The 10,923-nt window shown below is 66.5% G+C and carries 13 protein-coding genes; 5 read left to right on the top strand and 8 right to left on the bottom strand.

The features are described from left to right. Positions 1-37: 37 nt before the first annotated feature. The gene (locus ACFR9U_RS06905; RefSeq protein ID WP_247379150.1) at positions 38-313 is read right to left on the bottom strand and encodes a hypothetical protein; all 276 of its coding nucleotides are present in this window, start codon (positions 311-313) and stop codon (positions 38-40) included. Positions 314-537: 224 nt separating this feature from the next. Here ACFR9U_RS06905 and priL point away from each other — a divergent pair, with 224 nt between their 5' ends. Then, positions 538-1,638 (top strand): DNA primase regulatory subunit PriL, encoded by a 1,101-nt coding sequence (priL, locus tag ACFR9U_RS06910; RefSeq protein WP_247379148.1) that lies wholly within the window; start codon positions 538-540, stop codon positions 1,636-1,638. Between the two features lies 1 nt (position 1,639). Here priL and ACFR9U_RS06915 read toward each other — a convergent pair whose 3' ends face one another. Then, complete coding sequence (locus tag ACFR9U_RS06915) at positions 1,640-1,909, bottom strand: DUF7472 family protein (RefSeq protein WP_247379146.1); 270 nt, start codon at positions 1,907-1,909, stop codon at positions 1,640-1,642. Between the two features lie 78 nt (positions 1,910-1,987). Here ACFR9U_RS06915 and ACFR9U_RS06920 point away from each other — a divergent pair, with 78 nt between their 5' ends. After that, entirely contained in the window at positions 1,988-2,671 is a 684-nt protein-coding gene (locus ACFR9U_RS06920) for an SWIM zinc finger family protein (RefSeq protein ID WP_247379144.1), read from the top strand. Here the strand turns inward: ACFR9U_RS06920 and hjc are convergent. Next, positions 2,668-3,195, bottom strand: coding sequence for a Holliday junction resolvase Hjc (hjc, locus tag ACFR9U_RS06925; protein ID WP_247379142.1), 528 nt, complete (start codon positions 3,193-3,195; stop codon positions 2,668-2,670). The genes ACFR9U_RS06920 and hjc overlap by 4 nt on opposite strands. 118 nt (positions 3,196-3,313) lie before the next feature. Here hjc and ACFR9U_RS06930 point away from each other — a divergent pair, with 118 nt between their 5' ends. Further along, positions 3,314-4,210 carry an EamA family transporter gene (locus ACFR9U_RS06930; protein ID WP_247379140.1) on the top strand — a complete coding sequence of 299 codons (897 nt, stop codon included), beginning with the start codon at positions 3,314-3,316 and terminating at the stop codon, positions 4,208-4,210. Between the two features lie 90 nt (positions 4,211-4,300). Further along, a complete protein-coding gene (locus ACFR9U_RS06935) occupies positions 4,301-4,849 on the top strand; it encodes an iron transporter (RefSeq protein WP_247379138.1) in 549 nt (182 codons plus the stop codon). Positions 4,850-4,858: 9 nt separating this feature from the next. Here the strand turns inward: ACFR9U_RS06935 and ACFR9U_RS06940 are convergent, their stop codons facing one another. From ACFR9U_RS06940 to ACFR9U_RS06960, 5 genes are all read right to left on the bottom strand, one after another. Next, positions 4,859-5,647 carry a class I SAM-dependent methyltransferase gene (locus ACFR9U_RS06940; RefSeq protein ID WP_247379135.1) on the bottom strand — a complete coding sequence of 263 codons (789 nt, stop codon included), beginning with the start codon at positions 5,645-5,647 and terminating at the stop codon, positions 4,859-4,861. 59 nt (positions 5,648-5,706) lie between these two features. Beyond that, positions 5,707-6,135 carry a CBS domain-containing protein gene (locus ACFR9U_RS06945; protein ID WP_247379133.1) on the bottom strand — a complete coding sequence of 143 codons (429 nt, stop codon included), beginning with the start codon at positions 6,133-6,135 and terminating at the stop codon, positions 5,707-5,709. Between the two features lie 89 nt (positions 6,136-6,224). Next, a complete protein-coding gene (locus ACFR9U_RS06950; RefSeq protein ID WP_247379131.1) occupies positions 6,225-7,502 on the bottom strand; it encodes an adenosylhomocysteinase in 1,278 nt (425 codons plus the stop codon). 123 nt (positions 7,503-7,625) lie between these two features. After that, the gene (locus tag ACFR9U_RS06955) at positions 7,626-8,477 is read right to left on the bottom strand and encodes a hypothetical protein (protein WP_247379128.1); all 852 of its coding nucleotides are present in this window, start codon (positions 8,475-8,477) and stop codon (positions 7,626-7,628) included. A gap of 129 nt (positions 8,478-8,606) precedes the next feature. Beyond that, complete coding sequence (locus ACFR9U_RS06960) at positions 8,607-9,899, bottom strand: amidohydrolase (protein WP_247379126.1); 1,293 nt, start codon at positions 9,897-9,899, stop codon at positions 8,607-8,609. A 95-nt stretch (positions 9,900-9,994) separates the two neighbouring features. Between ACFR9U_RS06960 and hisG the strand changes: the two genes are divergently transcribed. After that, complete coding sequence (gene hisG / locus ACFR9U_RS06965; RefSeq protein ID WP_247379124.1) at positions 9,995-10,843, top strand: ATP phosphoribosyltransferase; 849 nt, start codon at positions 9,995-9,997, stop codon at positions 10,841-10,843. The last annotated feature ends 80 nt before the right edge of the window (positions 10,844-10,923 follow it).

Here is a 10,923-nt window from a genome sequence, read left to right on the forward strand (position 1 = left end):
ATTCGATCCCCGCTGCGCAGTCGCGCCAGACTCGCCGTCAGGATTCGATTTCGTCGACGATCTGGCGAGCGGCTTCTTTCGCGTCCGATTCCTCGCTCACTGCATCCACCGGTATGAGTACGCTCTGGACCGCCCAGTCCTCGTTACCCGTTTCGTCGCCGGTACGGACTTCGCTCCCCGTGACGACGGAACTGGCGGCGTTCTCCGCCCAGTCCGGCGTCCGGATCTCGTCGAAGTCGTCCGGGTCTCGGTAGCGAACGTGATAGTAGTCATCTCCCTGTTCGACTTCGTTGACCGAGTGAGGTTCCGACATATCGGCGATTGCCCGTCCCGCTGGAAGTGGGAACGGCCGGCAAATGTAAGGGATACTTTCGCTCCGTGCGCCGACTCGATCGCTGTTCACGCTCGACTGCTTCGTGTCGGGCGTGGCCCGGCAAGTCGTGAATTCACCACGCGGACGCTGGCTTCGAACCCGTGATCGATTCGGGTCTTTCAGACCGCCGGGTTTATTCTGGCTGGGTCGCAACCCTGTGTCCGATGAAGGCGCTCCATGCCCGCTACCCGTTCCTGTCGGCCGCACGCGGTGCCGTCGAGGCCGCCGGCGTCGACCTGGCAGACCTCGTCGCCAGCGAGGACGCCGTCGTCGAGCGCGGGCTGGAACGTATCGAGTGGGCGATCACCGAGGGAACGATCGGCGAGCGACACCGCCGGACGCGCGTGGAACTGCTGTCCTATCCCGTGGCGCGCGTGCTCGTCTCGCTGGTCGACCAACACATTCTCCTGCGACGGTACAGTCGCGCGGAAGCACGGGCGGCCTACGACCGGTTCTCCGAGGAACTCGCGACGACGACGGAGTTCCAGAGCACCAGAACCGAGCGGCTGGACCTGGAGACGCTGCTCGCGGAGTTCGACCTGCAGGACAGCGTCCACGAGGTCGGCGAGGCCGACGACGGGCAGTATCGCATCGACGTGGGGCCGTATCTCGAACACGCCGCTGGCGAGTGGGGCGACGAGTGGCGGCTGGTCAACCGGCCGCTCAGCGACGGGCAGGTCCCCATCGACCAGGACGAACTGCTCGTGTTGCTTCGGCGGGCGGTCCAGCGCCGCGTCACGGACGGCCTGCCGTTCGAGGTGCCCGACGAGATCGCCGACGAACTCACCGAGGAAGTCGAGCGGATTCGCGAACTGCTGGACGACCTGGACCTCACGCGGGAGATCGACACGGTCGTCCCGGACCTGTTCCCGCCGTGTATGAAACACCTGCTCGACAAGGTCCAGAAGGGCGAACACCTCGAACACCACTCGCGGTTCGCCATCGCGGCGTTCCTGACGAGCATCGGCATGACGACCGACGAGATCGTCGAACTGTTCGAGGTGAACCCCGGATTCGGCGAGGAACAGACGCGCTATCAGGTCGACCACATCCGCGGGGACACGAGTCCCACCGAGTACTCGACGCCGGCGTGTGCGACCATGCAGTCGTACGGTGACTGTATCGGGAAAGACGACATCTGCGAGGACGTCATCAACGAGTCCCATCCCCTGAACTACTACGAACACCGGATCGACGACGCCGACGACGAGGAACTCACTGACTGGCGCGAGGACGGCGACGAGGAAGAAGAGGCGGCCGACTGAACTATTCCTGCGAGGCGAACCAGACGCCGACGCCGGCCATCACGAACACGAAGACGACGATCGCCCCGACGATGGCCAGGCCACCGGTCTCGCTGATCCCGCCGTTCGTCTGAAACTCCATACCGACGAGGGCGACAGCGCCGATGAAGACTAGCACGGCCACAAACGAGACGGCGGCCTCGACGACTGTCTCCCGCTCGATTTCCATGTCCGCGGCTTTCCCCGGCCAGTGCAAAAGGGCTTCGATGCCGTCGCGTCCGCCCGATTCCACGGCGGGCGAGCGGTTTAGGTAGCTCCAGAACCTACGTTTCGACTGGACGCACGAGAACACAGCCGCGTCCTGAGCGCTATGTCACAGGTACGTTCTCCGAAAGTTGCACTTGCACCGGACCTCCGGAAACTCGACGAGCGCGCCGTCCGCGCGTGGACGGAGCCGATGGCCGTCGTCCCGCTCGGTGGCGGCGTCTATCGCGTCGAGACACACGAGGACCACAGCTACAGCGTCGACCTGCCCGGCCAGCGCTGTACCTGTCCAGACCACCAGTACCGCGGCGTCCAGTGTAAACACCTCCGGCGCGTCGCCATCGAGGTCACCCAGGAGCTAGTGCCGCCGCCCGGTAAGGAAGTCGCCGACTGTGCGGTCTGTGCGACCGAATCGTTCGTGCCCGAACTGTCCGACCCGCCGCTGTGCGACGACTGCCGGCTCGAACCCGGGGACATCGTCCGGGACAGGGAAACGGGCGAGGCCGACCTCGGGGAGGCCTCGGAAAACGCGAGCGGTGAACGAAGTGAACCGCGAGCCGGTGACCGCCTCGTCGTCACGCGAGTCACGCCCGAGCGCGCCGACGAGTACGTCGTCGAAGCCGTCGGACAGACGATCGCCGACTTCGCGACGAACGAGGGCTACCCGGCCGAGGACCTCGTCGTCGAGGTGGTGTACCTCGGTGACGCAGCGCGGCGGGACGACCCCCGAACGTACGCGTTCCCCTACTCGCGGCTGGACCACAGCGAGGACGCGGCGCTGCTCGACTAGAGCATCGCGACGGCGTCGTCGACGGAGATGTCGCCGCGCTCTAGAGCCTCCAGCACTTCGCGCGCGTCTTCGTCGTCTTCGTCGTCACTCCTGGCGGCGTCGGCGGCCTCGGCGAGCGTGACCTTCTGGGAGTCGCCGACGAACTCGGCGAAGTCGACGCCCTCGGAGAGCGCCGTCTCCTTTTTGACCCGGTAGTTGCCGCCGTCGGTCGTGTAGAGGTCGCCGGGATGGAAGAAGTACCAGTCCTCGCGGTCGAACCGCACGCCGACGCGTGGTTTCGCGCCGAAGTTCTGGGCGAAAAAGAGGAGCGCTTCGATCTCCCTCCCCTCGAGATAGATGGGGTCGCCCGCAGAGGATTTCGCCTCGATGGCGTAGAAGGTCTCGCCGTCGCCGGCCAGCACGTCCGGGAGTTCCCGCTCGGTGGCGCTCCCGCTGGCGGGAGCGCGCATGACGGCGAACCCGGACTCGTCGAGCGCGTTGACGAGTTCGCGCTCTCTGCGATCTCCCTTTCGGTTGCTCGACATGCTCTCGGCTTGACCGGGGGAGGCAAAAAGCAACACGCAACCGCAGTGAAACTGAACGCAACCCACTTGCTCCTCCCGGCCACAGTGTCGGACGCATGAAACACGGGTGGCTGCTCGCGTGACGGAGACGCCGCTTGTCGTCTACGCGCTGGCGCTGTTGCCGGCCGTGCTCTGGGGCTTCGGCCCGATCCTCGACAAGCGGGGGATGTCAGCCGGCGGCAGTTCCCTCCAGGCGGCGCTCGTGGTCGTCGTCGTGGACTCGACGCTGTACTGGCTGGCGCTCCTGGTGCGCTCCTGGCCGGACCCGCTCTCCGGGTTGACGCTCCCGCTCGTCGCGACGTTTGCCGTCGCTGGGCTGTTCGGGACGGCGCTGGGGCGTATCTTCGTGTTCGCCGGCGTCGAGCGCGTCGGTGCCAGCATCAATAGCGCGGGGATCAGCACGCGGCCGCTGTTCGCGACGCTGCTCGCCGTCGCAGCGCTGGGCGAACCGCTCGGGCCGCTGACCGGCGTCGGCATCGTCGTCCTCGTGGGCGGACTCGTCGCGCTCACCTACTCCAAGGGCGGCGACGTTTCGGGCTGGCAGCCCCGTGACATCCTCTTCCCGGTCGGCGCGGCGGCGGTCTTCGCGATGGGGAACGTCCTGCGCCGATACGGGTTCGTGGACACGGGGGCGACGCCGCTGCAGGCCGTCGCCATCAACGAGACGGCGGCGTTCGTCGCGCTCGCCGGGTACGCGCTGGCGAAGGGACGCACCGACGTGCTCTCGGCACCCCGGGCTTCCTACCGCTATTTCACGGGGAGCGGGCTGCTGACTGCCGTCGCGCTCCTGTCCTTTTTCGCGGCGCTGGCCATGGAAGCCGGCCGAGTCGCCATCGTCGACCCGTTGACCGCGACGGCGCCGCTGTTTACGACTGTCTTCTCGGCGTTCCTCTTGCAGGACGTGGAGCGGGTCACCAGAGGCGTCGTTCTGGGTGCCGCGCTCGTGGTCGTCGGTGCCGTGTTAGTGACGGTCTGACCGCAACCGACTCACAGTCGAACTGCGACCAATCAGCACGTCGTCCTGCGGTTTTTCCCTGTCGGTCCCGAAGTCGGTGTGGGTCCGGAGATGAGCGGGAAACACACGCTACAACCGAGCGAGGAGGTCGACGAGCGACACCTCGAACTGGCACGTCACGAGGGCGAGGCCTACCAACGGGCTGCAAAGCACATGGTCGACGAGGTGGCTCACACCGGCGCGATGACGGAGGTCGGTGACTACGTCGTCGGGTTCGCCCAGGAGGAAGCCGAGGGACTGTATCACGTGCGGGACGGTGCCCTCCAGTGGGAAGAACCCGCCGAGAATCAGAACTGTCACCTCGAAGTCCTCGTCGCCGAGACCGAAACCGGTCGGTTCCTGCCGGAGATGTCCCCGCGCGCGACGCTGACCGACCAGGAGGGCAACCAGACCGGTCCGATGGAGGTTCCGTTCGTGTGGCACCCGGGGCTCCTCCACTACGGACGGAACTTCGAACTGCCCGGTGCGGGCACCTACGAGATCACGATCGAACTCGACCCGCCGGCGTTCCCGCGGCACGACGAACAGAACGGCGAGCGGTTCGACGAACCCATCGAAGCGCACTTCCAGAACGTGGAGATCGAACCCGGCCGGAAGTAGTCGGCCCGATCACCCGGGACGGCGAACCGCGACGAATCGCAGGCGACGGTAGTCGGCCGTCCACGTTTCGGTTTTCTCGTCGAACAGCGCGGAGCGGAGTCGATCTTCGACGGCAGCGACGACCTCGTCGATTTCTTCGCGCGCGAGGTCCGCGAACAGGCTGTCGCCGAACATCCCCAGCCAGTTTCTGAGGCCGGCCTCGCCACCCTCCAGTTCCGTCGGGCGGTCGAACAGCACTGCCCGCCGAACCTCGAACCCGTGGGTCTCCAGCCGCGGTGCGTACTCGCCGATAGTCGGGAAGTACCAGGGGTTAGGCACGTCGTAACCCCGGTCGTGCAGCGCGTCGCGCGTCGCGGAGACGACGCGGTCGACGTTCCCCGCGCCACCCATCTCGGCGACGAACCGGCCGCCGGGGACGAGAGCGTCCCGCACCGTCTCCAGAACGTCGTCCTGGTCTCCGTCCGGAATCCAGTGGAGTGCCGCGTTCGAGAACGCTGCGTCGAACGACTCGTCGGGGACGAAGGTGCGGGCGTCGGCCCGCTCGAACGCCAGGTCGGGATAGCTCTCGCGGGCCTCTCGGATCATCGCTGCTGACTGATCGACGCCCAGTACCGTCGCGCCGCGGTCGGCGATCTCGGCCGTCAGGTGGCCGGTGCCACAGCCCAGATCCAAGACGCGCTCGTCGGACTGCGGATCGAGGCGGTCGAGGAGGCTCTCGCCGTACTCGAAGACGAAGGCGTGATCGTCGTCGTAGTCGGCCGCGTTCCACCGGTTCGTCGACTCGCTCCCGCCGGTCATACGACGCGGTTCGCGGCCGCGGGCAAAAAGCAATCGGCGTGACACCTCACCGCCGCGCCTCAGCGGTTCTGGTTCGTGCCTCGCTCCCGAAGAATCGTGTTTCGAAGCTTGGGCAGGTAGTGAGTCAGATTCGTCGTCGTCACGATACCCACGAGTTGGCCGCCATCGACGACTGGCAGGCGGCGGATGGAGTGTCGTTTCATCAGGTCTGCCGCGGCGTGGATCGGTTCGGTGCTCTCGATCGTGACGACCGGCGCGCTCATGAACGTCGACACCGGCACCGTCTCCATGTCACCGTTCGCTGCGACCTGCTGGATGACGTCCGATTCCGTGACGATTCCCGTCAGCGTGCCGGAATCAGGGTCGACCACCACGAGCGATCCGAGCTGTCTCTCGGCGAACCGGCGCGCTACTCCAGCCGCGGTCTCCTCCCCGGTGATCGTTTCGACACCGCGGGTCATCACGTTCGCCACGGGAATGTCGATCATGGTCCCCTGTCCACGGACCGAGAGTTAACAGTGTTGACCGTGCTGACTCCGGCGGAAGCGGGCTGTCTGCTGGGGAAGTGCGATTCGAGTCAAGTTCCGTGCTGCCAGGAGCCCATGTACTCGCGCTGTGCGTCGCTCAGGTCGTCGAAGCCGACGCCCTCGGCGGCGAGTTTGATCTCGGCGACTTCTCGATCCAGGTCGTCGGGCACGTCGTGGACGCCGGCGGCGTACTCCTCGCCGCTCTCGACCAGTTCGCGGACGCAGACGGCCTGGACGCCGAACGACTGGTCCATGACCTCGACGGGGTGGCCCAGCGCGACCGGCGTCGCGAGGTTGACCAGGCGGCCTTCGGCCAGCACGTTCAGTTCGCGCCCGTCGGGCATGACGTACGCCTCGATGCCGTCGCGTGGTTCGGTGACTTCCTCGGCCATCTCTTCGAGGGCGACGAGGTCGATCTCCACGTCGAAGTGGCCGGCGTTGGCCAGCAGGACGCCGTCTTTCATGACCTCGAAGTCCTCCTCGGTGATGATGTCGCGGTTGCCCGTCGTCGTGATGAACACGTCGCCCTCCGCGGCGGCCTCGCGCATGGGCATGACCTCGTAGCCCTCCATGTGGGCCTCCAGGGCGCGGCGTGCGTCGACCTCCGTGACGATGACGCGGGCGTTCTGGCCGGCGGCCTTCTTGGCGACGCCGCGGCCGCAGTCCCCGTAGCCGCCGACGACGACGGTCTTGCCGGCGTAGGAGAGGTTCGTCGTCATGGCGATCGACGCGAGCGAGGACTCGCCGGTGCCGTGGACGTTGTCGAACAGGCGCTTCATCGGCGTGTCGTTGACGGCGAACACTGGGTACTCCAGGGCGCCGTCGTCGTCCATCGCGCGCAGGCGGTGGACGCCCGTGGTGGTCTCCTCACAGCCCCCGACGATGGTGTCGATGAGCTCGGGGTAGTCCTCGTGGATCGCGGCGATGAGGTCCATCCCGTCGTCGACGGTGATCGTCGGTTCGTGCTCGATGACGGCTTCCATGGCCGCGTAGTACTCGTCGTCGTCGACCCCACGCTCGGCGTAGGACGTGACGTTCCCGTGGGCGTCGAGGGCGGCGCTCACGTCGTCGTGGGTCGAGAGCGGGTTACAGCCGGTGATGGCGACCTCCGCGCCGCCTTCGGCCAGCGTCTCCGCGAGGACGGCTGTCTTCGCTTCGACGTGCATCGCCATCCCGATGCGCTCGCCCGCGAAGGGCTGTTCGTCCTGGAAGTCCTCCCGGAGCGAGGCCATGATGGGCATGTGTTCGCGCGCCCAGTCGATCTTTCGCCGCCCTTCCTGTCGGGCGGTTTCGACGTCGTCGAGCGTCTCGCTGATCGGCGCAGTCATTGCCGGACGAAAGGACAGGGCGTTCAAAACACTGCCGAACCGACCCAACAGGTGCGCCGATCGTCGCGTCCCGCAGAAAGAGACCGTTCGCGTGACCGTTCCGCCTGATCGCGCCGCTCAGCTTCAGCGACCGCGTCCGTTGCCGTTCCCGCGGTTCGCGGGCGGGCCGTTGCCGCTCTCTTCGTCCTCTTCCTCGTCGGGCTCTCCCTCGTCGTCATCGTTTTCGGCTTCCGCAGCGGACGCTGACTCCTCGGTCGTTGCCGTCTCCGTCTCCGTCTCGTCGTCGGTTTCGTTCTCGTCGTCGGTTTCGTTCTCGTCGTCATCTTCGACGAACTCGGGCGGGCCGCGGCGGTCGTCGTCGGTTTCGTTCTCATCCTCGTCTCCCTCGACGAACTCGGGCGGACCGCGGCGGTCGTCGTCGGTTTCGTTCTCATCTTCGTCTCCCTCGACGAACTCGGGCGGGCCGCGGCGGTCGTCGTCGGTTTCGTTCTCGTCGTCATCGCCTTCCGGCCCGGCGTGTGTCGGTGGGCCGGCGTGGGCGGGCGCGTTCCCGGGGTTGTGCTGCGTGACGAACGACGCGATCATGCGGCCGAGCGGCTGGTCGCTCAGTTCCGTCTCGTTCGTGCTGTTCGTGTCGTTCGTGCTGGTCAGCTCAGCGCGGAGCTGCTCCTTGTACTCGCCCAGCATGAGGCCGAACGGATCTGCTTCGAACTCTGTCTCGTTGTCCTTCGTTTCGTTCTCCTCGACGTCGGTTTCGTTCCCGTCGAACTCCGTCTCGTTAGTGTCGTCGTCGGTTTCGTTCTCGTCTGTGGTGTTCGTGCCGTCGGTCGCGTCTGTGCTGTCGTTCCCCGCGATCGCGAGCGCGTTCGTCGACTCGACAGCGGTCGGTCCGGACGCCGCCGCGGCCGGTCCGACGGCCGCCGCGACCAGCAGTGCAACCGATGCGAGTGCGAGCAGTGATCGTCTTGAACTCATCACTTGGTTGCATGGAACTTACCAGTATAAACCCGGATTCCCGTTCACCCCGTTCAGACGCTCCAAAACTGTCGTAGAAGCGTTTATATCGTTTACAAACGGATCTCGGCGTTTAATCGGCGACCTGGTCTACTCCTCTGCGCGGTCGACGAGCGCCCGTGCGTGCTCGGTGGCGTCCTGGACGACCTGCTGTTCGTCGAGCGTGAGAACGGTGCGGTCACGCATGAGCACCTGGCCGTCACACACCGTGTGGCGCACGTCCGAGCCGGTCACGGCGTAGGCGAGGTGGCTCACCAGGTCGTGACCCGGCGTGAGTCGTGGCTCGTCCAGGTCGATCACGGCGAGGTCGGCGTTCGCGCCTGGTTCGATGCGGCCCGAGTCGACGCCGATGGCGGCCGCGCTCCCCTGGGTCGCCATCTCGACGACGGTCGGCGCGTCGACGGCGCTGGCGTCGTCGGCCGCGAGCTTGCCGAGCATCGCGGCGTCGCGCATCTCGTCGAACATCGAGAGGTCGTTGTTCGAGGCCGCGCCGTCGGTGCCCAGGCCGACGGTGACGCCCGCGTCGAGCATGTCCTGGACCGGCGCCATGCCGCTGGCGAGTTTCATGTTCGAGGCCGGGCAGTGGACGACCGCCGTGCCGCGTTCGGCCAGCAGCTCGTGTTCGGTCGCGTCGGTGTGGACGCCGTGGGCGATGAAGCTGTCCTCGCCGAGCAGGCCCACGTCGTCGGCGTACTCGAGCGGTCGTTCCCCGTGCTCGTCGACGAGCGGGTCGACTTCCCCTTCGGTTTCGTTAGCGTGGAAGTGGATCGGGAGACCGGCTTCGTTCGCCTCCGGGACGAACTCCCGGTAGTACTCCTCGCCGACGGTGGTCAGCGAGTGGGGCTTGAACGCCGTCGAGATGCGGCCGTCGGCCGCGCCGTCGTACTCTTTCGCGAACGCGAGGCTGTCCTGGAGTTCCTGGCGAGCCGCCTCGTCGTCCTGGCCGACCGTAATGGCGCCGTACCCGAGCATGGCTCGCATCCCGGTTTCCTCGACCACCTCGGCGACCGCCGGCATGTCGAAGTACATGTCCGCGAAGCAGGTGGTCCCGGAGCGGATCATCTCCAGGACGCCCAGGCGCGTCCCGACGCGGACGTCCTCGGCCGTGAGCTCGGCCTCGACGGGCCAGATGTCCTCCTGGAGCCAGGCGTCGAGGGGCTTGTCGTCGGCATATCCTCGCAGGAGCGTCATCGCGACGTGGGTGTGCGCGTTGACGAGGCCGGGAATGACGAGGTCGCCCTCGGCGTCGAGGCCGACGTCACCTTCGTCGACGTCGCCGACGTCGAGGATCGTCCCCGCGTCCTGGTCGACGAGGACGTCGGCGCGTTCGATCGTCATGTCCGGGCGGAGCACCTGCCCGTCTGCGATTCGAAGCGTGGTCATACCGCTCGCTTTCGCGGCCGGGTGCGTTAATCCACCGGGTCTGTCTGGGGTTCCGCGTGCGAAAAGCAGTTGCCCGCGCGTGACGACGACCAGATATGCGCATTGCCGTGCCCAACAAAGGGCGTCTGCACGACCCGGCCGTCGACCTGCTCGATCGGGCCGGCCTCCACGTCGTCGACGGGGCCGACCGGAAACTGTACGCCGACACCGTCGATCCCGACGTGACGATCCTCTACGCCCGGGCCGCCGACATCCCCGAGTACGTCAGCGACGGCGCCGCCGACGTCGGCATCACCGGCCTCGACCAGGTCCGCGAAGCCGACGCCGGCGACCTCGTCGACATGCTCGACCTGGAGTTCGGCGCCTGCAAACTCGTCCTCGCCGCGCCCGAAGAGAGCGCCATCGAGTCCGTCGCGGACCTCGCTGGCGGCACCGTCGCCACCGAGTTCCCGAACATCACCCGCAACTACTTCGACGAGCAGGGGATCGACGTAGAGATCGCCGAGGTCTCGGGCGCGACGGAACTGACGCCCCACGTCGACATCGCCGACGCCATCGTCGACATCACCAGCACCGGGACGACCCTGCGGATGAACCGCCTCGCGGTGATCGACGACGTCTTGGAGAGTTCCGTCCGCCTGTTCGCTCGTGAGGACGTTACCGACGACGAGAAGGTCCAGCAGGTGACGATGGCGCTGCGCTCGGTGAAGTCCGCCGAGGGCAAACGCTACCTGATGATGAACGTCCCCGAGGACAATCTCGAAGCTGTGGAGGACGTGATTCCCGGCCTCGGCGGCCCGACGATCATGGACATCGCCGGCGAGGAGATGGTCGCGGTCCACGCCGTCGTCGACGAGCGCCACGTCTTCGAGACCATCAACGATCTCAAGGCTGAGGGTGCGACCGGTATCCTCGTCACCGAGATCGAGCGCATGGTCAAATAGTACCTTTTTTCTCGTCGGGTTCGAGTCGCGGCGAAGCCGCGCTCGAACCTCTCCTCGAAAAAATCTACGCTAAAAAAGCC

Source organism: Halorientalis brevis (genome assembly GCF_042678165.1).
Classification (GTDB): Archaea; Halobacteriota; Halobacteria; order Halobacteriales; family Haloarculaceae; genus Halorientalis; species Halorientalis brevis.

Bases quoted from the DNA above. Each gene is read 5' to 3' on its own strand.
- ACFR9U_RS06920 (WP_247379144.1), top strand. From the start codon at position 1,988: ATGTCACAGGTACGTTCTCCGAAAGTTGCACTTGCACCGGACCTCCGG.
- ACFR9U_RS06905 (WP_247379150.1), bottom strand. From the start codon at position 313: ATGTCGGAACCTCACTCGGTCAACGAAGTCGAACAGGGAGATGACTAC.
- ACFR9U_RS06960 (WP_247379126.1), bottom strand. From the start codon at position 9,899: ATGACCACGCTTCGAATCGCAGACGGGCAGGTGCTCCGCCCGGACATG.
- priL (WP_247379148.1), top strand. From the start codon at position 538: ATGAAGGCGCTCCATGCCCGCTACCCGTTCCTGTCGGCCGCACGCGGT.
- ACFR9U_RS06950 (WP_247379131.1), bottom strand. From the start codon at position 7,502: ATGACTGCGCCGATCAGCGAGACGCTCGACGACGTCGAAACCGCCCGA.
- ACFR9U_RS06940 (WP_247379135.1), bottom strand. From the start codon at position 5,647: ATGACCGGCGGGAGCGAGTCGACGAACCGGTGGAACGCGGCCGACTAC.
- hjc (WP_247379142.1), bottom strand. From the start codon at position 3,195: ATGTCGAGCAACCGAAAGGGAGATCGCAGAGAGCGCGAACTCGTCAAC.
- ACFR9U_RS06945 (WP_247379133.1), bottom strand. From the start codon at position 6,135: ATGATCGACATTCCCGTGGCGAACGTGATGACCCGCGGTGTCGAAACG.
- ACFR9U_RS06955 (WP_247379128.1), bottom strand. From the start codon at position 8,477: ATGAGTTCAAGACGATCACTGCTCGCACTCGCATCGGTTGCACTGCTG.
- hisG (WP_247379124.1), top strand. From the start codon at position 9,995: ATGCGCATTGCCGTGCCCAACAAAGGGCGTCTGCACGACCCGGCCGTC.
- ACFR9U_RS06935 (WP_247379138.1), top strand. From the start codon at position 4,301: ATGAGCGGGAAACACACGCTACAACCGAGCGAGGAGGTCGACGAGCGA.